This window comes from Thauera sp. WH-2 (assembly GCF_048321015.1).
Classification (GTDB): domain Bacteria; phylum Pseudomonadota; class Gammaproteobacteria; order Burkholderiales; family Rhodocyclaceae; genus Thauera.
Genome location: NZ_JBLWFG010000011.1, coordinates 17,829 through 38,771, shown reverse-complemented (window position 1 = coordinate 38,771; position 20,943 = coordinate 17,829). Strand labels below are relative to the sequence as shown.

At 66.5% G+C, this 20,943-nt stretch carries 22 protein-coding genes and 1 tRNA gene; 11 read left to right on the top strand and 12 right to left on the bottom strand.

The genetic code is table 11. From position 1 onward, the window contains the following. Positions 1-3: 3 nt before the first annotated feature. From tolR to ACNKW1_RS14700, 9 genes are all read left to right on the top strand, one after another. A complete protein-coding gene (gene tolR / locus ACNKW1_RS14740; protein ID WP_418365359.1) occupies positions 4-420 on the top strand; it encodes a protein TolR in 417 nt (138 codons plus the stop codon). Beyond that, on the top strand, positions 417-1,322 hold the full coding sequence (locus ACNKW1_RS14735; protein WP_418365358.1) for an energy transducer TonB: 906 nt from the start codon (positions 417-419) through the stop codon (positions 1,320-1,322). The genes tolR and ACNKW1_RS14735 overlap by 4 nt, the downstream gene beginning before the upstream one ends. Positions 1,323-1,361: 39 nt before the next feature. After that, positions 1,362-2,639 carry a Tol-Pal system beta propeller repeat protein TolB gene (gene tolB, locus ACNKW1_RS14730; RefSeq protein WP_418365357.1) on the top strand — a complete coding sequence of 426 codons (1,278 nt, stop codon included), beginning with the start codon at positions 1,362-1,364 and terminating at the stop codon, positions 2,637-2,639. 67 nt (positions 2,640-2,706) lie between these two features. Beyond that, complete coding sequence (gene pal / locus ACNKW1_RS14725; protein ID WP_418365356.1) at positions 2,707-3,216, top strand: peptidoglycan-associated lipoprotein Pal; 510 nt, start codon at positions 2,707-2,709, stop codon at positions 3,214-3,216. Positions 3,217-3,228: 12 nt separating this feature from the next. Continuing rightward, positions 3,229-3,954 (top strand): tol-pal system protein YbgF, encoded by a 726-nt coding sequence (gene ybgF / locus ACNKW1_RS14720; RefSeq protein ID WP_418365355.1) that lies wholly within the window; start codon positions 3,229-3,231, stop codon positions 3,952-3,954. Between the two features lie 4 nt (positions 3,955-3,958). Next, entirely contained in the window at positions 3,959-4,630 is a 672-nt protein-coding gene (gene queE / locus ACNKW1_RS14715) for a 7-carboxy-7-deazaguanine synthase QueE (protein WP_418365354.1), read from the top strand. Positions 4,631-4,688: 58 nt separating this feature from the next. Further along, the gene (queC, locus tag ACNKW1_RS14710) at positions 4,689-5,396 is read left to right on the top strand and encodes a 7-cyano-7-deazaguanine synthase QueC (RefSeq protein ID WP_418365353.1); all 708 of its coding nucleotides are present in this window, start codon (positions 4,689-4,691) and stop codon (positions 5,394-5,396) included. Between the two features lie 90 nt (positions 5,397-5,486). After that, positions 5,487-6,599 carry a YeeE/YedE family protein gene (locus ACNKW1_RS14705; RefSeq protein ID WP_418365352.1) on the top strand — a complete coding sequence of 371 codons (1,113 nt, stop codon included), beginning with the start codon at positions 5,487-5,489 and terminating at the stop codon, positions 6,597-6,599. A gap of 116 nt (positions 6,600-6,715) precedes the next feature. Continuing rightward, positions 6,716-6,791 (top strand) — tRNA-Lys (locus tag ACNKW1_RS14700). 126 nt (positions 6,792-6,917) lie between these two features. On the opposite strand, the gene ACNKW1_RS14695 is transcribed toward ACNKW1_RS14700, so the two are convergent. Continuing rightward, on the bottom strand, positions 6,918-8,519 hold the full coding sequence (locus tag ACNKW1_RS14695) for a diguanylate cyclase domain-containing protein (RefSeq protein ID WP_418365351.1): 1,602 nt from the start codon (positions 8,517-8,519) through the stop codon (positions 6,918-6,920). Positions 8,520-8,524: 5 nt separating this feature from the next. Further along, positions 8,525-9,496, bottom strand: coding sequence for an ABC transporter substrate-binding protein (locus tag ACNKW1_RS14690; protein ID WP_418365350.1), 972 nt, complete (start codon positions 9,494-9,496; stop codon positions 8,525-8,527). A 412-nt stretch (positions 9,497-9,908) separates the two neighbouring features. On the opposite strand from ACNKW1_RS14690, the gene infA reads away from it, so the two are divergent. Further along, entirely contained in the window at positions 9,909-10,172 is a 264-nt protein-coding gene (gene infA, locus ACNKW1_RS14685) for a translation initiation factor IF-1 (RefSeq protein ID WP_418365349.1), read from the top strand. Between the two features lie 144 nt (positions 10,173-10,316). Further along, positions 10,317-11,201 carry a dienelactone hydrolase family protein gene (locus ACNKW1_RS14680; RefSeq protein ID WP_418365348.1) on the top strand — a complete coding sequence of 295 codons (885 nt, stop codon included), beginning with the start codon at positions 10,317-10,319 and terminating at the stop codon, positions 11,199-11,201. 59 nt (positions 11,202-11,260) lie between these two features. Here ACNKW1_RS14680 and ACNKW1_RS14675 read toward each other — a convergent pair whose 3' ends face one another. The 10 genes from ACNKW1_RS14675 to ACNKW1_RS14630 form a co-directional block, all read right to left on the bottom strand. Then, positions 11,261-11,827 carry a Gx transporter family protein gene (locus ACNKW1_RS14675; RefSeq protein ID WP_418365347.1) on the bottom strand — a complete coding sequence of 189 codons (567 nt, stop codon included), beginning with the start codon at positions 11,825-11,827 and terminating at the stop codon, positions 11,261-11,263. Continuing rightward, on the bottom strand, positions 11,808-12,197 hold the full coding sequence (locus ACNKW1_RS14670; RefSeq protein ID WP_418365346.1) for a NusG domain II-containing protein: 390 nt from the start codon (positions 12,195-12,197) through the stop codon (positions 11,808-11,810). Before ACNKW1_RS14670 ends, ACNKW1_RS14675 begins: the two co-directional genes overlap by 20 nt. Further along, entirely contained in the window at positions 12,194-13,093 is a 900-nt protein-coding gene (rapZ, locus tag ACNKW1_RS14665; protein ID WP_418365345.1) for an RNase adapter RapZ, read from the bottom strand. The genes ACNKW1_RS14670 and rapZ overlap by 4 nt, the downstream gene beginning before the upstream one ends. A gap of 83 nt (positions 13,094-13,176) precedes the next feature. Next, complete coding sequence (locus ACNKW1_RS14660; protein WP_418365344.1) at positions 13,177-14,631, bottom strand: alanine/glycine:cation symporter family protein; 1,455 nt, start codon at positions 14,629-14,631, stop codon at positions 13,177-13,179. 85 nt (positions 14,632-14,716) lie between these two features. Beyond that, positions 14,717-15,637 carry an MBL fold metallo-hydrolase gene (locus ACNKW1_RS14655; RefSeq protein WP_418365343.1) on the bottom strand — a complete coding sequence of 307 codons (921 nt, stop codon included), beginning with the start codon at positions 15,635-15,637 and terminating at the stop codon, positions 14,717-14,719. Next, positions 15,634-15,831, bottom strand: coding sequence for a DUF1289 domain-containing protein (locus tag ACNKW1_RS14650; protein ID WP_418365342.1), 198 nt, complete (start codon positions 15,829-15,831; stop codon positions 15,634-15,636). Before ACNKW1_RS14650 ends, ACNKW1_RS14655 begins: the two co-directional genes overlap by 4 nt. Continuing rightward, a complete protein-coding gene (locus tag ACNKW1_RS14645; protein ID WP_418365341.1) occupies positions 15,828-16,025 on the bottom strand; it encodes a DUF1289 domain-containing protein in 198 nt (65 codons plus the stop codon). Before ACNKW1_RS14645 ends, ACNKW1_RS14650 begins: the two co-directional genes overlap by 4 nt. A 147-nt stretch (positions 16,026-16,172) precedes the next feature. After that, entirely contained in the window at positions 16,173-17,108 is a 936-nt protein-coding gene (locus ACNKW1_RS14640; protein WP_418365340.1) for a hydroxymethylglutaryl-CoA lyase, read from the bottom strand. A gap of 16 nt (positions 17,109-17,124) precedes the next feature. After that, positions 17,125-18,816, bottom strand: coding sequence for an AMP-binding protein (locus ACNKW1_RS14635; protein ID WP_418365339.1), 1,692 nt, complete (start codon positions 18,814-18,816; stop codon positions 17,125-17,127). Positions 18,817-18,921: 105 nt separating this feature from the next. Next, on the bottom strand, positions 18,922-20,934 hold the full coding sequence (locus tag ACNKW1_RS14630) for an acetyl-CoA carboxylase biotin carboxylase subunit (RefSeq protein WP_418365338.1): 2,013 nt from the start codon (positions 20,932-20,934) through the stop codon (positions 18,922-18,924). Between the last annotated feature and the right edge of the window lie 9 nt (positions 20,935-20,943).

Genomic DNA, 20,943 nt, shown 5'->3' with positions numbered 1-20,943 from the left:
CCGATGCGCCAACGCCGTCTCATGAACCAGATCAACGTCGTCCCCTACATCGACGTCATGCTGGTGCTGCTGGTGATCTTCATGGTCACCGCGCCGATGATCCAGCAGGGCACCATCAACGTCCCGTCCGCCGGGGCAGGCACACCGCCACCGCAAGCCGAAGCGATCTTCATCGAGGTGAAGGCCGACGGCGCCTATGCGCTGCGCGCAAGCAACAGCGGGACCCCGCGCCCGGTGCGCCGCGACCAGCTGTCCACCGCGCTCAAGGACGCGCTCGCGAAGAACCCCGAGCAGCCCTTCCTGGTCGCCGCCGACAGCAAGCTCGACTACCAGAAGGTGATCGACGTGCTCGAGACCGCGCGCAACGCCGGGGTGCGCAAGATCAGCCTGGTCACCCAGAGCGCGACGACCCAGAAATGAGGGAACACGCAGCGCCGCCCCGCCGCGAGGCGCCGGGCAAATGGCAATCCATGGGCCTGGCGATCGCCGTGCACGCGGGGCTTTTCCTGTTCCTGTTCTTCGGCGTCCGCTGGCAGAGCCCGCCCCCGGCGGCGCTCGAGGTCGGCCTGGCGTCGGTTCCGGCGCGTAGCGCACCCGCCGCCGCGCGCCCGCAGCCGACGCCCGAACCGAAACAGGAACCGGAACCGGAACCGGTCCCCAAGCCTGAGCCGAAGCCAGAACCCAAGCCCGAGCCCAAACCTGAACCCAAGCCCGAGCCGCCGAAGCCTGCGCCGGTGCCGAAACCCGAGATCACGACCAAACCGCCCGAGGAGAAGCCGGAGCCGCCGAAGCCCGCACCCAAACCGGAACCGAAGCCCGAGCCCAAGCCGAAACCCGAACCCAAGCCTGAGCCCAAGCCAAAGCCCAAACCCGAACCGAAGCCACTGCCCAAACCCCAGCCCAAACCCGCTCCTGACCCGACCGCGCAGCGCCTGGAGCAGGAACTCCAGCGTGCCGAGCAGGCACGCCTGGCCAGCCTGATGGCACAGGAGGGCGCGCGCGTTGCAGCACAGGGTCCGGCAGCACAGGGCGCGCCCGGCGGCGATATCGACAAGTACCGCGCCGCCGTTGCAGCCAAGGTGCGCGGCAACTTGCTGCGCCCACCCGGCCTCAGCGGCAACCCGGAAGCGGTTTTCGAGGTCGATCAGTTGCCGAGCGGCGAAGTGCTGAACGTGCGCCTCAAGCGCAGTTCGGGCATTGCGGCGCTCGACGAGGCGATCGAGCGCGCAATCCGGCGCTCAAGTCCCTTGCCACTACCTGAGAACCGCAGCCAGTTCCAGCGCACCCTCGAACTGAAATTCCGTCCGCTGGCCGAAGATTGAGCCCGCCATGTCTATAATTCGCGGCTGGAGCAAGAACCCATGATCAGAACCTTCAACGCCTTCCGACTCTTCGTCCTGACCCTGCTTGCCAGCCTCGCGCTTGGCGCCCAGGCGCAGCTATCGATCGAAATCACCGGTACCGGGGCCTCCCGCTTTCCGGTCATCATCCCGATCTTCGAGAACGAAGGCCGCCTGCCGCAAAGTGTCACCGACGTGGTGCGCGCCGACCTCGAGCGCAGCGGCCTGTTCGCACTAATCGACACTGGCCCGCTGCCGATGCCCGAATCGGTGCTGCCCGACCTCGCCGCCGTGCGCAGCCGCGGCGCCGACGCCGTGCTCACCGGCAGCCTGATTCCGCTCAGCGACGGCCGCTACGAGGTACGCTTCCGCCTCTTCGACGCTCAGAAGCAGCAGGAACTGGGCGCCATGGCGCTGCCCATGAGTCCGGCGCAGAACCGCCTCGTCGGCCACCGCATCGCCGACTTCGTGTACGAGAAGCTCACCGGGCTGCCGGGCTATTTCGCCACCCGCATCGCCTACGTGATCAAGTCCGGCCCCAACTTCGAACTCCAGGTCGCCGACGCCGATGGCATGAACCCCGCCACCGCCCTGCGCTCGCGCGAGCCCATCATCTCGCCCGCGTGGTCGCCGGACGGACAGCGCCTCGCGTACGTGTCCTTCGAGCAGAAGAAGCCCATCGTCTACGTGCACACGCTCGCCACAGGGCAACGCCGCGTGGTCGCCAACTTCAAGGGCTCGAACTCCGCACCCGCCTGGTCGCCCGACGGCAGCCAGCTGGCGGTGGTACTGACCAAGGACGGGCTCTCCCAGCTCTATGTAGTGGGCGCCGACGGCTCGGGCGTGCGCCGGCTCGCGCAATCCTCCGGCATCGACACCGAGCCGTTCTGGGGCGCGGACGGCAACATCTACTTCACCTCGGATCGCGGTGGCAGCCCGCAGATCTACCGCATTCCTGCCAGCGGCGGCAGCGCCCAGCGGGTGACCTTCGAAGGCAATTACAACGTCTCGCCGCGGCTCTCGTTCGACGGCAAGCTGCTCGCCTTCATCACCCGCAATGCCGGCCGCTTCCAGGTGGCCGTGCAGGACCTCGCCACCCGGCAGACCACCATCCTCACCGATTCGGCACGCGACGAATCGCCCAGCTTCGCCCCCAGCGGCCGCATGATCCTTTACGCCACCGACAGTGGCGGGCGAGGCGTGCTGTCCGCGGTGTCGACCGACGGGCGCATCCGGCAGCGGCTTACGGTGCAGGCCGCCGATGTCCGCGAACCCGCCTGGGGTCCGAGGATCCGGTAATCCAAGAAGCGGCAGCCAAGCCGCAAAACTCTCTGCTGTCCATAATTCACGTACTGGAGCATCACCCATGAAGAAACTCATCCTCCCCGCCCTGCTGGCCATGACGCTCGCGGCCTGCTCGAGCACGGGCCCCGAAACCTCCGGCGCCTCGGTCGAAGACCGTTCCGGCGTGGCCACCGTCGACGCGTCCAGCCTGAGCGGCAGCGGCATCGCAGCGCTGACCGACCCGAACAACATCCTGTCCAAGCGCAGCGTGTTCTTCGACTTCGACAGCTTCGTCATCAAGCCCAAGGCACGTCCGCTGATCGAAGCCCATGCCCGCTTCCTCGTCCAGAACCCGCAGATGCGCATGCTCGTCCAGGGCAATACCGACGAGCGCGGCAGCCGTGAGTACAACCTCGCGCTGGGTCAGAAGCGTGCTGACGTCGTCAAGCAGGCTCTGCTGCTGCTGGGCGCGCAGGAATCGCAGATCGAGTCCGTGAGCCTGGGTGAAGAGAAGCCCCGTTGCGATGATCGCACCGAGAACTGCTACGCCGAGAACCGCCGCGGCGACATGCTGTACTCGGGCGAGTTCTAAGAGAGTCCCGACATGAAACGCCTTCTGCCGCTTGCCGTATTTCTCGCCCTGAGCCCGGCGGGCCCGGCCCATGCCCAGCTTTTCGGGGGGGATACCGAGGCACGCAACCAGATCATCCAGTTGCGCCAGGATGTCCAGGGCCAGCTCGAGACTACGAGCCGCGGTCAGCTCGAACTCGCCATGCAAAACGAACAGCTGCGAGCCGAGGTGGCCCGCCTGCGTGGCCAGATCGAGTTGCTGATGAACGAAGTGGAAACGCTCAAACAGCGGCAGAAGGATTTCTATGTGGACCTCGACGCACGCCTGCGTCACCTGGAAGGCGGCGGCACGGGCACAGCCCCTGCGCCCGGCGTGGCCGCCGACCCGGCCCAGGAGTCGGCCGAGTACCAGGGCGCACTGAATCTGCTCAAGGACGGCAAGCACAAGGAGGCGCTCGCCGCTTTCCAGGCCTTCACTGAGCGCTACCCGAGCGGCGACTTCACTGCAGGCGCCCATTTCTGGGCGGGGAACGCTGCCCTGCAGGCCCGTGACGTGGCAAGCGCCACCCGTCACTTCAAGACCGTGATCGAAAAATGGCCTAACGACAATGTCGCACCCGACGCAATGCTGGGCCTGGCCAACAGCCAGCAGGCCATGGGTGACGCCACCAGCGCGCGCAACACACTGAAGTCGCTGACCGAACGCTATCCGCAGAGCAACGCTGCTCAAGTGGCGCGCCAGCGGCTCGGCACATCCTGAGTCCATGCCGGAGAGGGATTTGGGCGCGGCTGCAGCCGTTCGCCTGCGCATCACCGAGATATTCGCCTCCGTACAGGGAGAGTCGTCCAGCGTCGGACTGCCCACAGTCTTCGTGCGTCTGACGGGCTGCCCCCTACGCTGTACCTGGTGCGACACCGCGTATGCCTTCAGCGGCGGCGCGACGCTCGCCCTCGAGGACATCCTCGCCCAGGTTGCCGGACACGGTCTGCGCCATGTCTGTGTCACCGGCGGCGAGCCGCTCGCGCAAAAAGGCTGCCTGCCCCTGTTGAGCGCGCTGTGCGACGCCGGCTACGCCGTCTCGCTCGAAACCAGTGGTGCGCTGGACATCGGCGCGGTTGACCCGCGCGTAGCTCGGATCATGGACCTCAAAGCACCAGGCTCCGGCGAGGTCGCGAAGAATCGCTACGAGAACATTCCCCTGCTGCGGGCGGGCGATGAGGTCAAGATCGTGCTCGCCGACGCCGAGGACTACGCCTGGGCGCGGCAGATGATCAACGAGCATGCGCTCGACCGTCGCTGCGAAGTGTTGCTTTCTCCGGTCGCAGGCGCCATCGAGCCCGCCACGCTGGCCGAATGGCTGGTCCGCGACCGCCTGCCGGCACGCTTCCAGCTTCAACTGCACAAAGTGCTCTGGAACGACGCCCGGGGCCGCTGAGCGCCCCGGGCACTGCACGGGGCGCTCCCGGCTGCGCTCCACTGATGGAAAATACCGTATGAAAGCGCCTCCTCCTGCCTCCGCACCGCGCGCCGTCGTGCTGCTTTCCGGCGGGCTCGACTCCGCCACCTGCCTTGCGATCGCGCATGACATGGGTTTCGAGGCCCACGCCCTCTCGGTCGCTTACGGCCAGCGGCATACCGCAGAGCTTCAGGCAGCAGGGCGAGTCGCCGCAGCCCTTGGTGCCCGCGAACACCGGGTGGCCAGTGTTAACCTGGGCCAGTTCGGCGGCTCCGCGCTGACGGACCCGAACATCGCAGTGCCAACCAGCGAACCCGGCGCGGGCATCCCGGTCACCTACGTCCCTGCGCGCAACACCGTGATGCTTTCCATCGCCCTCGCCTGGGCGGAAGTGCTCGGCGCCAGCGACATCTTCATAGGCGTCAACGCCATCGACTACTCCGGCTACCCGGACTGCAGGCCCGAGTTCATCCGCGCCTTCGAGACAATGGCGAGGCTTGCCACCAAGGCCGGCGTCGAAGGCCGTCCCCTGCGCATCCATGCCCCGCTGATCGAGCTCAGCAAAGCGGACATCATCCGTCGCGGCGCGGCCCTTGGGGTCGACTACGGCATCACGGTCACCTGTTACCAGGCGGACGAGGACGGTCGCGCCTGTAGGCGCTGCGAGGCCTGCCGGCTGCGCGCCGCAGGCTTCGCCGCAGCCGGCGTTCCCGATCCGACCCGCTACCAGCCACAAACCGCATGACAAGGACGGCGGGCTGATTCGCGTTTAGAATCGTTCCACCACTCCCGGACAAGCACGCACGCCGGTACTCGGCCTGGAACCCCCAACATCATGGAAGAACCCCTGGTCTCCGCCACGACCATCGTCTGGCTCGCTTTCGCCATCGGCGCCGTGTTCGGTTATGCAGGCAGCCGCAGCAACTTCTGCACCATGGGCGCGGTGTCCGACATCGTGAACATGGGTGACTGGAACCGCATGCGCATGTGGGCGCTGGCAGTCGCCGTCGCCATCCTGGGCACCGGCGCCCTGCAGGCGCTCGGCCTGTTCGATGCTTCGAAATCCATCTATACCTCCAGCCGCCTGATCTGGCTGTCGCATCTGGTGGGCGGTGCGTGTTTTGGCATCGGCATGACCCTCGCCTCCGGCTGTGGCAGCAAGACCCTGATCCGCATCGGCGGCGGCAACCTGAAGTCGATCGTGGTCTTCGTATTCGTGGCGATCGGAGCATCCATGACCTTGCGCGGCTTGTTCGGGGTGTGGCGGGTGAACTACCTCGACGCGGTTTCGATCCAGCTGCCCCACGGCCAGGACCTTCCCGCTTTCGTCGCAGCGGCAGGCATGGATCCATCCGCGGCGCTGCTGCTGTGCATGGCAGCACTCGGCGGCGGGCTCGCGCTGTGGTCGCTAGCGAGCCGCGAGGCGTGGCGTGGCGACGTCCTGCTGGGCGGCCTCGTCGTCGGCGCCACGGTCATCGCCGGATGGTATGTGAGCGGGCACATCGGTTACATCGCCGAACACCCGGAAACGCTTGAGGAAGCCTTCATCGCCACCAACAGTGGGCGTGCCGAGTCCCTCACCTTCGTTGGCCCTTACGCCTACATCCTCGAACTCCTGCAGATGTGGAGCGACACCAGCAGGGTCGTGACCTTCGGCATCGCCAGCGCGCTCGGCGTCATCGCCGGCTCGGCAGTGCATGCACTGAGCAGCCGGGGCTTCCGCATCGAGAGTTTTCGCGACGCAGGAGATCTCGTGCGCCACATGGGCGGAGGCCTCCTGATGGGCTTCGGTGGCGTCACCGCCCTAGGGTGCACGATTGGCCAGGGCGTCACCGGCCTGTCCACGCTCGCACTCGGCGCCCTGCTCAGCACCGCGGCGATCATTGCAGGTTCGGCCGCAACGCTCAAACTCCAGTACTGGCTGCTGATGCGCGATGCCGATGCTTGACCGGGATGCCGGCGAGGGCGGGTGGCCCCTTCACGACGGCCCGCCAGCATGCGGAAAAACCGACAGAGAATTTGACACGCCATGCTGGCCGCAACTATAATTCGCGCTCGTTTTTCGGGTCGTTAGCTCAGTTGGTAGAGCAGCGGACTTTTAATCCGTTGGTCGCTGGTTCGAGCCCAGCACGGCCTACCATCAAAAACGAAGCAGACAGGGCCTTGGTCAACCAAGGCCCTTTTTGTTTGTACGGCGCGTACCATCCGTGCACTGTCAAGGCCCACCGCGGAGAGCTTTCATGCCCTCCGCGCCACGATCGCCCGCTCAGACGTATTCCCGGCGCGTGGCGACACCCTCGTCAAACGCGGCCTCGTCGGGCCGAAAGATCCTGTAGCAGTTCCGCCCAGCGGTCTTCGCATCGTACATGGCGTGATCTGCCTGCCGTAGCAACTGATCCGCCTCGATCTCTCCATCCTGCGGAAAATAGCTCACGCCGACACTGCCCGACACTTGCAGTGTGCGCCCATCGATGCTGACCGGCTCCGCAATCGCAGCAAGCAGGCGCTCGATGACGGCCACGCCATGGTGCCTGGGCTCCACGCCCGACAGTACCGCGACGAATTCATCCCCGCCTAGCCTGGCGACGGTATCCCCATCACGCAACACCTCACGCAGCCTGCCCGCCACCTCGACCAGCAGGCGATCCCCCACCGCATGGCCGTAGGTATCGTTGGCGGCCTTGAATCCATCCAGATCGATGTATGCCACTGCGATCCTGTGCCCGTCACGGCGCGCGCGCCGCATGTCCTGACGCAGCCTGTCCGCCAGCAAGGCGCGGTTCGGCAACCCGGTCAGCGCGTCGTGGTAAGCAATGTGATGCAGGGTGTCCTGCGCCTCCACCAATGCGGCAACTGACTGCGCGAGCTGGCGGTTGCGGCGTGCCACCATCAGGAACAGCACCACCACGAGCCCCGCCGCGACACCCAGCGCAACAATGAACGCCGCATATCTGCTCCATACGTCCCGCCACAAGAAGGGCGGCGCCGCATCGAAGGGCGGCAGACGCAGCGTGCGCGCCAGGGTTTCCACGGGCAGATAGTCGAGCGGCGGCGAAAAGCCGCCGATGTAGGCTGCACGTGCGGCCGGGTGCGAAGCCTCAAGGCTGAGCAACGCGGCCGATATGCGCCGGACCATCGCGCCCTCCACATGCGGCAGCGCAACGAAAGGCCATTCCGGATATAGCCGGGTCGACACCGCATACGGGTAACCCGCCAGCCGCTGGCGATGGATCACCTGCAGGCGGGCGGGGTCGAGGCGCCCCTCCGCGGCGAGACTTTCCAGGATGCCGGTACGGACGAATCCCACATCGGCGCGCCCTTCCAGCACCGCCTCGACGACGGCATCGTGACGCCCGACTTCGAGAAAATCGACATCTTCTGGCACCCGTACGCCAGCCTGGATGAGTTCGAATACCTGGGCCTGGTAGCCGCCCATGAAGCGCGGACCGGAGATCGCGATTCGCCGCCCCCTCAGATCCTGAAGCCGCACGAGATCCGTGCGCTCCGCTCTGGTGATGATGACGCCACCAAGCGTGCTCACCATACTGCCGTCCTGCGCGGAAATCACGGTCGCCAGTGCACCGGACAGGCTGCTATGCACGCGCAGCAACAAGTAGTGCGTCGGGTTCGTCATGACCAGATCGATCCGGTGCGTCGCCACGGCCTCCTCGAGCTCGCTCTGCTCCAGCACCTCCAGCCTCACCCGCACGCCACCGAGTTTGGTGGAAAGGTAATCGGCAAGGGGCTGGTACCGCTCGATCATCACCGGCTTCGGACGGAACGCGAAGACCCCCAGCACCAGCTCCTGCGCCGCCTGCGCCGGCAGAGCTACAAGCAGGAGCAGCGCGAGCAGGGCGCGCTTCGCCAACGCGATCACAGGGACACCCGGTTGCGCGGAAGGAAGTCCGGATCGACAAGCCGATCGAGACGGTCATCGGACGTGAGACGACCGGCACCGCGCATCAGCCCCGCCAGCTCACGCGCGGCCGGAACGATGCTACGCGCCCCCGCGGGATCGAGATAGGCGCGGTTCCCCAATACGTCCGGTAGGCTCAGCCCGGCGAAACTGCGCTCGGTCTCCTCGAAACCAAGGCCCCGCCAGGCACCGATCCGACGCAGCGCGTCCTCACGGTTCACGCGCATGTGTGCGAGCGCACGAAAATGTGCCGCCAACAGGGCATCAAGTACTTTCTTCTGCCCACTCAGACGATCACTCCGCACCGCGAGCACGTCGAAGATGAGGCCTGGAAACTGCCGACTGTCGAAGATACGCCGTCCGCCCTCACGTTCGAGCAGGGAAAGCGTGGGCTCGTAGGCAATCGCGACGTCCATCTCGCCCGCACGCCACGCATCGAGTTGCCGGTCCGGGGGAATGTCGATCAGGGTGACGTCGACCTCCCGCAACCCGGCGGCCTGCAGGAGCCTGTGCAGCACGAACTCCCCTACCGCACCACGCTCCAGCGCCACCCGGCGCCCGCGAACCTGTGCCGGAGACTCGATTTCCGCGCGCACCATCACCGCATCGGCACCCACCGAGTGGTTGAACACCAGCACAACGCTGGCGTGCACCCCCTGATCCCGCACGACCAGCACCTCGTCGAGCGTCAACGCTGCGGCATCGACCTCCCCTGCGACCATAGCCGCGATCGAATCGCCGGCATTACGCCCCGCCCGCAAGTCGACAGCAGCCGGCAGCCAGCCGAACTCCCGCGCGAGATAGAGTGGCTCATAACCGGGCCACGGATGAATCCCGACGCGAAACGCCCCCTGTTTGCGACACGCTGTCGCAAAGGGCGGGACGGCAATCGAGGCGGCAAGGAGGGACAGGAAACGACGGCGCAGCATGAGCCGTGAGCATATCCCACCCTCGTAACGCGTGCGCCGCCACCATGGGGCTACAGTGTGATCCGCGCCACGCATGGACTTCAGAACAAGAAAAAGGTATTATCATGGGGTTCGATTTCAATCAATTTTTCCAATCGACTCGCGGCATTGCCACACTCAAGGCAGTGTCCAGAGCGCACCGCGGCGACGATTCGAAGCGCGTAAGCGCTCCGCCTCCAGAATCGCCGAACCAGAATGCGTTTTCTGCCGGCGCAGGTCTTCAAGGCGCCCGAAATCGACAGAAACCGCCTTGAAAACCAGGCCGATGCAGCCTAGCCGCTGCACGGAATTCCCCTACCCAAGCCCAGATACGGCAGGCTGACCCCGCAGCATGGAGCGCGGGGGCAGGCGGCATAAGACAAGGAGCCTCGACATGGCCAAGGAAGAACTCATCGAAATGCACGGATCCGTCACCGAGGTGCTGCCCGACGGCCGCTACCGCGTGACCCTCGACAACGGTCACAACCTGATCGCCTACTCGGGCGGCAAGATGCGCAAGCACCACATCCGCATCATCGCGGGCGACAACGTCTCGCTCGAGATGTCCCCCTATGATCTGAGCAAGGGGCGCATCACGTTCCGCCACCTGCCCGGCCGTCCTGCAGGCGCCACCGCAGCACCTCAGCGCCGTCGCTGAACACCCCGTCCGCCCGCTGCGCCCTGAGGGCGCATGCGCGGCGGCGGCCCGGCTCACCGCACCCGCGGAGTGCTTGCCTTTGGTCGGCTCGCATGCTTCACTTTTAGAGCGGCTCTAAAAGTGAAGCCATAGGAGACATCGACCATGCCCCATCGCCCCCACCTCGACAAGCAGGCCGATTTCGACGCCCTGCTGCCTTCTGCCCGACTCGACCGGCGCGGCTTTGTCACCACGCTCGCGGCTGCCGGTTTCGCGCTTGCCGTGCAGCCGGTCCAGGCCAGCACCACGATCCACACCGAGCCTGGGGGGCTGGACACCGGCAACGCCACGATCGAGGTCGAAGGCGGCGCCCTCCCCGTCTACTACGCCCGCCCCGCGAGCACCACGCCTCAACCAGTGGTTCTCGTGGTTCAGGAGATCTTTGGCGTACACGAGCACATCCGCGACGTCTGTCGCCGTCTCGCGCACGAGGGCTACCTGGCCGTAGCCCCTGAGTTGTTCTTCCGCCAGGGCGACCCGCGCAGCATCGAGAGCGTGGGCGAGATCCTGCAGAAGATCGTCTCGCAAGTGCCCGATACGCAGGTCATGAATGACCTCGATGCGTGTGCGAGCTGGGCCCGCAACCACGGCGGCAGCCCGGACTGGCTCGGCATCACCGGCTTCTGCTGGGGCGGTCGCATCACTTGGTTGTACGCCGCACACAATCCCGCGCTGAAGGCAGGCGTCGCCTGGTACGGCCGGCTCGATGGCCTGCCCTCGGACAAGAACCCGCATCACCCGATCGACATTGCCGGCGCCCTGCATGCGCCGGTGCTCGGCCTGTACGGCGGCCAGGACCAGGGGATTCCGCTGGAGGATGTCGACGCGATGCGCGAGGCGCTGGAGCAGGCGGGTGCGCAAAGCACCATCCACGTCTATCCCGATGCACCGCACGCCTTCCATGCGGACTACCGGCCCAGCTATCGCAAGGCAGAGGCAGAGGATGGCTGGAAGCGGCTGCTGGACTGGTTCGCGAACCAGCGCGGCTGAGCATCGCGTAGTGCGCGCCCAGCACGGGCGCGCCTCCATGCCCCCTTCACCGGCGCACGTCAGCGCCGCACGCCGTTCGCGCCATGGTCCGCAACCCGCCGGGACGCAACTAGCTCCAGCTCCCGAAGCAGTCGGGCCGCCACGAGCCCATTCGCCAAGCCGAACACCACGGCCGCGAGCGAGAACACCGGCAACAGATAGAACACGCCATCGTGAGGCACCAGCCATAGCCGTGCCACGATCAGTTGGGCGCCGATATGGGCGAAGGCAGCGAGAATGCTGTGACTGACCGGCCCGAACCAGCGCTGCGGCAGATGCATGGCCAGCCCCAGCACCAGCAGGCTGGCGAGCGCCCCCGCAAGGCTCAGGAAGAATCCCGGCGCCAGAAACTGGCCGAGCAGGAGGCTGCCGGCCAGCACGCGCAGCAGGGACACCCACACCGCCTCGCGCCAGCCCCAGCGCGCCAGCACCACCAGGGTGACGATGTTGGCCAGACCGGGCTTGACCCCGGGCAGCGGCAAGGGGATCGCGGCCTCCGCGACCGTAAGCACGATGGCCGCTGCCGCATGGCGCGCGATCCTGCGATCCTCGGGCGTGGGCCGTATTTCAATAATTGAGGGAGTCATACTCCGCCACCCCGCCGGTAAGGCTCAGGCTGACCTCGTTCGGTGCGCAGATCGCTACCGCCCCGGCCTGGGTCAGCCAGCCCTGACGCACGCAATATTGCCTGGGCCCCGGGTCCGAAGCGACGCGCGCGCGGCCTGGTCGGATCTCGATCAACGTCACGCCAAGCGGCCCGGGCACCTCGATGAATCGCTCGCGGCCCAGGTCTACGCTGGCCACCACCTTGCCACCCGCACGGACCACTGCCCCGTCGGGCGCTCCGCCACGCCACAGGCTCAGCAGGGCGTAAGCGCACACGAATAGCCCCGCCAGCGCTACAAGCACATCCCCTGGGCGAAGCAGGCCGCGCCATGAACTCAGGAACCGCTTCACGTGTCGCTACCGTTCTCCCGTGCATGCACACGCGCCGCAGCACGATCCGCCGCACGCCTCGCCGCAGAGCGGTGGCGGACGATCACGTCGAGTTGGTCGCGAAAACGCACCGCGAGCCACTCGGCTATATACACCGAGCGATGCTGCCCGCCAGTGCAGCCGATCGCCACGGTGAGGTAGCTGCGGTTGTCCCGCAGGTAGGCGGGCAGCCAGCCCGCAAGAAAATCATGGATGTCCTGGCACATGCGTCCGACCTCGGGCACGCGCTGCAGAAAATCGACCACCGGCTGGTCGCGCCCAGTCAGCGGGCGCAGCTTGGGGTCGTAGTGTGGATTGGGCAGGCAGCGCACATCGAACACGAGGTCGGCATCGAGTGGGATGCCGTACTTGAAGCCGAAGGACTCGAACATCAGGGTCATGCCCTGCGCCGCAGACATCTGGATGAAATCCTTCACCCAGGCGCGCAGCGTGTTCGGGTGCATGTCGCTGGTGTCGATTCTGTGGCCAAGCTCGGCGATGCACTCAAGGGCGTCGCGCTCGTGGTGAATCGCCTCTTCCACGCTCGTCCCCCCGGTCGCGAGCGGGTGACGCCGCCGAGTCTCGGAGAAACGCGCGATCAGCGTGTCGTCACGCGCATCGAGAAAGATGAAGCGCAGGTCGCGCACCTCCGAACGCAAGGCCTCGACGACCTTGGGCAGGGCCTCGATGCTTGCGCCGGAACGCATGTCCACCGCCACCGCGATGCGCTCCCAGCCTGCCCCGCGCAGGTGCTCGACCAAGCCGGGCAGCAGAGCGGCGGGAAGGTTGTCCACGACATAGTAGCCCGCGTCCTCGAGCACGTTGAGCGCGATGCTCTTGCCCGAACCCGAAAGCCCGCTGATGAGTACGATCTGCATCGATCCAGGAGAAGAAAAGGCCCGCGGACACTATACCCCAGCGTCGGCGGGCCGTCGTGCATGCAGGCCGCCGCCCGCTCCGATCAGGCGTCCTGCTTGCGCTTCTCGGCGCGTGCTACCCACAGGTCGGCATTCTCGATGCCAAGCGGGCGCGGGTCGAACTGGGGCTCGAGGCGCCCCCGTGCCTGCTGTGCCTCGTAGTCCTTGAGCGCGGCGAGCGCAGGCTTCTGCAGCATGATGATGGCGACCAGGTTGAGCCAGGCCATCATGCCCACGCCGATGTCGCCAAGCCCCCAGGCCAGGTCGCTGGTTCGCACGCAGCCGTACAGTGCGGAGCCGATCAGCGCCACACGCAACACAAAGATCAGCACCTCGGAGCGCAGGTTGCGTGTCAGGTAGGCCAGGTTGGTCTCAGCGATGTAGTAGTAGGCGAGCACCGTGGTGAAGGCGAAGAAGAACAGCGCAACCGCCACGAACACTGCACCGAAGCCGGGGAGCACCTGCTCCATCGCAGCCTGAGTGAAGCCTGTGCCGGCGGTGATGTTGGCCAGCCCGGTGAACACCTGCGTGCCGTCGGCACCCGTCACGTTGTAGGTGCCGGTGATCAGGATCATGAATGCGGTGGCCGAGCACACGAACAAGGTGTCTATGTACACCGAAAATGCCTGCACCAACCCCTGCGCCGCCGGATGCGGCACCTCGGCCGCGGAGGCCGCATGCGGACCGGTGCCCTGACCTGCCTCGTTGGAATACACCCCGCGCTTGACACCCCACTGGATGGCCAGACCGATCATCGCACCGAAGCCGGCATCGAGTCCGAACGCCGAGGAAAGAATCAGGTTGATGACCTCGGGCACCTTCTCCACGTTGAGCGCCACCACCACGGCCGCCGCCAGGACATAGCCCAGCGCCATGAAGGGCACGACGACCTGCGTGACCTGCGCAATGCGGCGCACGCCCCCGAAGATGATCAGCCCCAGCAGGATCACGATGATCGTGCCGGTCACCGCCGGTGCCACACCGAAAGCGTTCTGCATGCTGGCGGCAATGCTGTTGGTCTGAATGCCGGGCAGCAGCACGCCGCAGGCGATCATGGTCGCGACCGCGAACACGATCGCATAGGTACGCCAACCCAGACCCTTCTCGATGAAGTAGGCGGGGCCACCACGATACTGGCCGTGATGCTCGACCTTGTAGATCTGACCGAGCGCGGATTCGATGTATGCCGTGGCAGCACCGAGGAAGGCCACCATCCACATCCAGAAGATGGCGCCCGGACCGCCGAAGCCGATCGCGGTGGCGACACCCGCGATGTTGCCCGTTCCGACCCGGCCCGAAAGCGCGATGGTCAACGCCTGAAAGGACGAAACCCCCGCGTCCGAACTCGTGCCGCGGAACATTGCACGCACCATTTCGCCGAAATGGCGCACCTGCATGAAGCGGGTGCGGATCGAGAAATAGAGGCCCACCAGCAGGCAAAGATAGACGAGCGCAGGACTCCACACCCAGCCGTTGATCCAGTCTACGGTCTCTTGCATGACAACACTTCCGGGAAATTTAAGGGCTCGATTGTATCCGCTTGTTGCAGATCAATGAAAATCTACGCCTAGTGGAAAACCCGCATCAGGCTGCGAGGAGCAGCCCGCCCTCCCGGCGCGCCACGCCTGCACGCTCAAGCTCACCGACCACCCATGTCGCCAACGCATCGTAGTCCAGCCCCAGGAATCGGGCATTCGCAACGCGGTAGAGCGGCGTCTGCGCCAGATGGGCGGGCAAGTCTTCGAGCCGCATGCTGCGGACTTCGAGCAGCTTGAAGGTAATGCAGGCGCGGATCGCGTTGCGCGCCATACGCGCACCGTCCGCCTCGAATGCACGGATGCGCGCGAAGGCCCGCTCGAGCGCGTCGTCGAACTCCGAGAAGGGCGCGCCATGCCCCGGGATCACCACATCGACCGAAAGCCGACCGATCGCCTCCAGCGTACCCCTTGCCTGCGTCAAGGCATCGTCGCTGCCCATCACCTCGGCGAAAAGGATGCCGAAACCATCGCGCCACAGCGCATCACCCGAGATCAGGATGCGGCGATCCGGGTTGTAGTAGGCGAGCGCATCCATGTCGTGGCCAGGAACGGCCAGTGCCTCCCACTCGAGCTCTCCGGCCAGAAAGCGCGCGCCCGCGCCAAGGGTCGCATCAAAACGGAACCGCTCCCCGGACTGTGCCCCGATCGAAAGCAGCAGCGCGTCCTCGTCCCACTCGGCCACGGCGCGCGCCATGCCCTCGGGAACGGTGATCGCACACCCGAACGCACGCTTCAGGCTGGCGTTACCGCCGATGTGATCGGAGTGCGAGTGCGTGTTGATCAGGCGTGCGAGCCTGCGTCCATCCAGCGCCCCAGCCACCAACTGCACGGTCTGCGCAGCATGGGTCAGGTACCCGGAGTCGACCAGGGTCGCCTCGTCACCATCGAACAGCAGGACGTTGTTGGCCGAAAGCCAGCCGCGCTCAAAGACCTGCAGCGTCGAAGGCAGGCGGGCCGAGGCACTCAATCGCTGCCCTCCCCGACCTGCGCGGCGACATTGGGCGGCAGCGCCACAGGCTGGTCGGTCGCGGGCTGCAAGGCTTCGGGCGGCGCTGCGACCGGCACGCCATTGATCTCGTCCGCGGTGCGACCGCAGCCCAGGCACACGCCCGAATCCCAGTCGATCATGCACACGCCGACACAGAGCGCGTCGCCGCTCATGCGCGCGACTCCGCAGGGCTGGCCTCTGCGAGCCATTCGCGGCGCTCGGCGACAGCGGACAGGATGGCGCGGCGGTCGTCGTCGCTGGTCCGGCTCCAGCGCGTGATCTCGTCGATCGTGCGCTGGCAGCCTTCGCACCAGCCGGTGTCGGGACTCATGCGGCAGACGTTGGTGCAGGGGGAGGGAATGCTCATGAACGGTCTCTGTTGGTTACGGACGGCGCGTCCATGCGCACCGCCTCATTGATCTGCGGCTCAATTATGAACGACTCGCGCCCCTCTCGCCCGATCTGAGCCCGCGTTCATCGGGCTCCGGCACAGACCCACCCACAGCCCGAACGCCTAACCGCAGGCTGCCTTTGCGCGCTTGGCCAGCACCGCGCGCGCCACGCGCGATGCGGGGTCACGACCAAGCTGGGCGCTGATCCAGGCAGCGGTGTCGACCAGCGCATCGAGCTCGATGCCGGTGGCGATGCCGAGGCCGTTCAGCATCCAGACCACGTCTTCGGTGGCGACGTTCCCCGAGGCGCCGGCCGCATACGGGCAGCCGCCCAGGCCGCCAACCGAGGCGTCGAACACCGCCACGCCCAGCTCCAGCGAGGCGTAGACATTGGCCACCGCCATGCCGTAGGTGTCGTGGTAGTGGCCCGCAAGCTTGTCCACCGGCACGCGTTTCATCACCGCCTCAAGCATGCGCTGGATGCTCGCCGGGGTGCCGACGCCGATGGTGTCGCCCAGCGACACCTCGTAGCAGCCCATCTCCATCAGCGTCGCCGCCACGTCCGCCACTGCCTGCGGCGCCACCGCGCCCTCGTAGGGGCAGCCGACCACGCACGAGACATAGCCGCGCACCTTCACGCCCGCCGCCTGCGCCGCCTCGGTGACGGGGCGGAAGCGCTCGAGCGACTCGGCGATCGAGCAGTTGATGTTCTTCTGACTGAAGGACTCGGAGGCGGCGCCAAACACCGCGACCTCCCGTGCGCCGGCCGCGAGCGCGGCCTCAAAGCCCTTGAGGTTGGGCGTCAGCACCGGATAGGCAACACCGGGTGCGGCAGCCGCAAGCACGCGGGTCAGCACCTCGTTGTTGTCACCCATCTGCGGCACCCACTTTGGCGACACGAAGGAGGTGGTCTCGATCGCCTTCAGCCCGGCACGCTCGAGGCGGCGCACGAGTTCGACCTTGGTGTCGGTGGAAACGAGCTGCTTCTCGTTCTGCAGGCCATCGCGCGGCCCCATCTCGACGATGCGGACAGTGGCAGGCAACTTGGATGTGGTCATGGATGCGTCCTCGATGTCAGGCGGTCTTCGCCTCGTCCAGCCCCAGCTCTTCCTTCATCTTCTGGCGGATCTGGAACTTCTGAATCTTCCCGGTCACAGTCATCGGAAAGCTGTCGACGAAGCGGATGTAGCGCGGAATCTTGTAGTGCGCGATCTGGCCCTGGCAATACGCGCGCACCTCGTCCTCGGTCAGGCGCTCGCCCTCGCGTACGATGACCCAAGCGCACAGCTCCTCGCCGAACTTCTGGTCGGGGATGCCGACCACCTGCACGTCGAGCACCTTGGGATGGGCGTAGAGGAACTCCTCGATCTCGCGCGGATAGATGTTCTCGCCGCCGCGGATCACCATGTCCTTGATGCGGCCGACGATGTTGCAGTAGCCCTCGTCGTCGATCACCGCGAGGTCGCCGGTATGCATCCAGCCGCCGGCGTCGATCGCCTCCCGGGTCTTGGCCTCGTCGTTCCAGTAGCCGAGCATCACCGAGTAGCCGCGGGTGCACAACTCGCCCGGCGTCCCGCGCGGCACGATGCGGCCTTCGGTATCGACGATCTTCACCTCCAGGTGCGGCTGGACGCGCCCCACCGTCGACACGCGGCGGTCGATGGGATCGTCGGTGCCGCTCTGGAAACTCACCGGCGAGGTCTCCGTCATGCCGTAGGCGATGGTCACCTCGGCCATGTTCATCTTGCCGATCACCCGCTTCATCACCTCGATCGGGCACGGGCTGCCGGCCATGATGCCGGTTCGCAGGCTGGAGAGGTCGAACTCGGCGAAGCGTGGATGGTCGAGCGCGGCGATGAACATCGTCGGCACGCCGTAGAGGCCGGTGCATTTCTCCTGCGCCACCGTCTCCAGCACTGCCAGCGGCTCGAAGGCCTCGGCCGGGTAGACCATGGTGGCGCCGTGGGTCACGCAGCCGAGGTTGCCCATCACCATGCCGAAGCAGTGGTACAGCGGCACCGGGATGCACAGGCGGTCGCCCGGCACCAGCTTGATCGCCTCGCCAACGAAGAAGCCGTTGTTGAGGATGTTGTGGTGCGACAGGGTCGCGCCCTTGGGGTGGCCGGTGGTGCCGGAAGTGAACTGGATGTTGATCGGGTCGTCGAACTGCAGCTTCTCCGACAGCAGGCCGAGCGCGGTCAGCTCTTCCCGCGTCGGCACGCGCAGCAAGTCGTCGAAGTTGAGCATGCCGGGCGACTTGTCCGCACCCATGCGGATCACCATCTCCAGGCTGGGCAGGCGGTGGCTGCGCAGCAGGCCGGGTTCGCAATGGCCGAGCTCGGGCGCGAGGTCGGCCATCATCTCGAGGTAATTGCTGGTCTTGAAGGCCGGCGACAGGATCAGCGCGCGGCAGCCGACCTTGTTGAGCGCGTACTCGAGCTCGGAACGACGGTAGGCGGGGTTGATGTTCACCAGCACGAGGCCCGCCTTGGCGGTGGCGAACTGGGTCAGCGCCCACTCCATGGTGTTCTGCGACCAGATGCCGATGCGCTCACCCGGTTCGAGACCGAGGCGCATCAAGCCGCAGGCGAGGGCGTCAACCTTGCTCTTCAACTGCGCGTAGGTCAGGCGCACGTTCTGGTGGCGCACCACCAGCGCCTCGCGCTCGGCATGGCGGGCGCAGGCCTCGTCGAAGAAGCGGCCGATGGTCTGGCCGATCAGCTGTTTCTCGGATGCGCCGTGGACGTAGCTCTGCGTACTGCTCATCGGTGTGTGTCTCCTCTCCATGCCGGGCGCGCCGGCTCTTGCGGCCGGATCGCGCCCTCGGGTTCAAGCCCCTTTCCGCTTGCTCGGTCGTGACTTTCAGGCTGCTCAGGTAGCGGCTTCGAACTCCACCAGCTCTGCGCCGTCGCCCACCTGGTCGCCGACGCCGAAGCGGAAGGCCTTGACCGTGCCTGCGGACGGCGCCGTGATGGTGTGCTCCATCTTCATCGCCTCCAGGATCAGCAGTGGCGCGCCCTTCTCCACCTTGGCGCCCTCGGCGGCGACCAGCGCGATGACCTTGCCCGGCATCGGCGCCAGCAGGCCGCCCTCGGCACCACCGCCCTCACCGCCGTGATGCAGCGGGTCGACCGCGGCGAGTTGCCAGGCGCGGCCCTTGGCGAAGACATGGCGGCGGCCAGCGGCGGCGATCACGGTGGCGTCCATGCGGGTGCCGTCGAGTTCCACCCGCAACAGGCCGCGCTCGTTCATCTCGCCGCGCGCCTCGACGCTGCGACCGTCGACCGTCAGGCGGTAGGCACCGGGCAGGTAGGCGACATCCACCGCATGCTCCGCCTCGCCGGCGCGGAACAGCAGGGTGCGGCGCGCGGTGGCGTTCATGCGCCAGCCGTCTCGCGCATGCCAGGGCGAACGCGCATCCACCGTGCGCTGGGCACGCTTGTCGGCCAGCGCCGTCTCGCGCAGCAGCTCGGCCAGCGCGGCAATCTGCAGCACCTCGGCGGGCACGCCTTCGTCGGCCGGGAACAGATAGGTCTTCTCGCGCTCGATGAGGCCGGTGTCGAGGTCCGCGCCGGAGAACGCCGGGCAGGCGGTCAGGCGCGACAGGAACTCGATGTTGTTGGCCACGCCCACCACGCGGTAGTCGGCCAGCGCCTGCAGCATGCGCGCCAACGCGCGGTCGCGGTTGATGTCCCACACGATCAGCTTGGCGATCATCGGGTCGTAGTGCGGGCTGATCTCGTCGCCCTCCTCGACCCCGGTGTCGACCCGCACGTGCAGCGACTCGGCCGGCGGCGCCAGATGGACCAGCTTGCCGGTGGAGGGCAGGAAGCCCTTGGCCGGGTCCTCGGCGTAGATGCGCGCTTCGAGCGCATGGCCGCGGATCTGCAACTGCTCCTGCTCCAGCGGCAGCTTCTCGCCCGAGGCGACGCGCAGCTGCCACTCCACCAGATCCAGCCCGGTGATCATCTCGGTGACCGGGTGCTCGACCTGCAGGCGGGTGTTCATCTCCATGAAGTAGAAGGAGCCGTCCTGCGTGAAGCTCTCACTCGCGATGAACTCCACCGTGCCGGCGCCGACGTAGCCCACTGCCTTGGCCGCATCGACTGCGGCCTTGCCCATCGCCGCACGGCGCTCGGGCGTCATGCCGGGCGCGGGCGCTTCTTCCAGCACCTTCTGGTGGCGGCGCTGCACCGAGCAGTCGCGCTCGAACAGGTATACGACGTTACCGTGGGTGTCGCCGAAGACCTGGATCTCGATATGGCGCGGCTTGGTAATGTACTTCTCGACCAGCACGTGGTCGTCACCGAAGCTGGAGATCGCCTCGCGCTTGCAGGAGGCGAGCAGGTCGATGAAGTCCTCCGACTTCTCGACCAGGCGCATGCCCTTGCCACCGCCGCCGGCCGCGGCCTTGATCAGTACCGGGTAGCCGATGGCGTCGGCCTGCTGGTGCAGATACGCGGGATTCTGGTCGTCGCCATGGTAACCGGGGGTCAGCGGCACGCCGGCCGCTTCCATCAGCTTCTTGGCCTCGGACTTCGAGCCCATGGCGCGGATCGCCGACACCGGCGGGCCGATGAAGACGATGCCTTCGCGCTCGCAGGCGTGGCAGAAATCCTCGTTCTCGGACAGGAAGCCGTAGCCGGGGTGGATGGCCTGGGCGCCGGTGGCCTTGGCCGCGGCGATGATCTTGTCGATCACCAGATAGGACTCGCGCGCCGCTGCCGGGCCGATCAGCACGGCCTCGTCGGCCAGCCGTACATGGCGCGCGTTGGCGTCGGCCTCGGAATACACCGCAACGGTCTTGATGCCCATGCGGCGGGCGGTCTTGATGACGCGGCAGGCGATTTCACCGCGGTTGGCGATCAGGATCTTGTCAAACATGGTGTCTCC

Bases quoted from the DNA above. Each gene is read 5' to 3' on its own strand.
- tolR (WP_418365359.1), top strand. From the start codon at position 4: ATGCGCCAACGCCGTCTCATGAACCAGATCAACGTCGTCCCCTACATC.
- ACNKW1_RS14735 (WP_418365358.1), top strand. From the start codon at position 417: ATGAGGGAACACGCAGCGCCGCCCCGCCGCGAGGCGCCGGGCAAATGG.
- tolB (WP_418365357.1), top strand. From the start codon at position 1,362: ATGATCAGAACCTTCAACGCCTTCCGACTCTTCGTCCTGACCCTGCTT.
- pal (WP_418365356.1), top strand. From the start codon at position 2,707: ATGAAGAAACTCATCCTCCCCGCCCTGCTGGCCATGACGCTCGCGGCC.
- ybgF (WP_418365355.1), top strand. From the start codon at position 3,229: ATGAAACGCCTTCTGCCGCTTGCCGTATTTCTCGCCCTGAGCCCGGCG.
- queE (WP_418365354.1), top strand. From the start codon at position 3,959: ATGCCGGAGAGGGATTTGGGCGCGGCTGCAGCCGTTCGCCTGCGCATC.
- queC (WP_418365353.1), top strand. From the start codon at position 4,689: ATGAAAGCGCCTCCTCCTGCCTCCGCACCGCGCGCCGTCGTGCTGCTT.
- ACNKW1_RS14705 (WP_418365352.1), top strand. From the start codon at position 5,487: ATGGAAGAACCCCTGGTCTCCGCCACGACCATCGTCTGGCTCGCTTTC.
- ACNKW1_RS14690 (WP_418365350.1), bottom strand. From the start codon at position 9,496: ATGCTGCGCCGTCGTTTCCTGTCCCTCCTTGCCGCCTCGATTGCCGTC.
- infA (WP_418365349.1), top strand. From the start codon at position 9,909: ATGGCCAAGGAAGAACTCATCGAAATGCACGGATCCGTCACCGAGGTG.
- ACNKW1_RS14680 (WP_418365348.1), top strand. From the start codon at position 10,317: ATGCCCCATCGCCCCCACCTCGACAAGCAGGCCGATTTCGACGCCCTG.
- ACNKW1_RS14675 (WP_418365347.1), bottom strand. From the start codon at position 11,827: ATGACTCCCTCAATTATTGAAATACGGCCCACGCCCGAGGATCGCAGG.
- rapZ (WP_418365345.1), bottom strand. From the start codon at position 13,093: ATGCAGATCGTACTCATCAGCGGGCTTTCGGGTTCGGGCAAGAGCATC.
- ACNKW1_RS14660 (WP_418365344.1), bottom strand. From the start codon at position 14,631: ATGCAAGAGACCGTAGACTGGATCAACGGCTGGGTGTGGAGTCCTGCG.
- ACNKW1_RS14650 (WP_418365342.1), bottom strand. From the start codon at position 15,831: ATGAGCGGCGACGCGCTCTGTGTCGGCGTGTGCATGATCGACTGGGAT.
- ACNKW1_RS14645 (WP_418365341.1), bottom strand. From the start codon at position 16,025: ATGAGCATTCCCTCCCCCTGCACCAACGTCTGCCGCATGAGTCCCGAC.
- ACNKW1_RS14640 (WP_418365340.1), bottom strand. From the start codon at position 17,108: ATGACCACATCCAAGTTGCCTGCCACTGTCCGCATCGTCGAGATGGGG.
- ACNKW1_RS14635 (WP_418365339.1), bottom strand. From the start codon at position 18,816: ATGAGCAGTACGCAGAGCTACGTCCACGGCGCATCCGAGAAACAGCTG.
- ACNKW1_RS14630 (WP_418365338.1), bottom strand. From the start codon at position 20,934: ATGTTTGACAAGATCCTGATCGCCAACCGCGGTGAAATCGCCTGCCGC.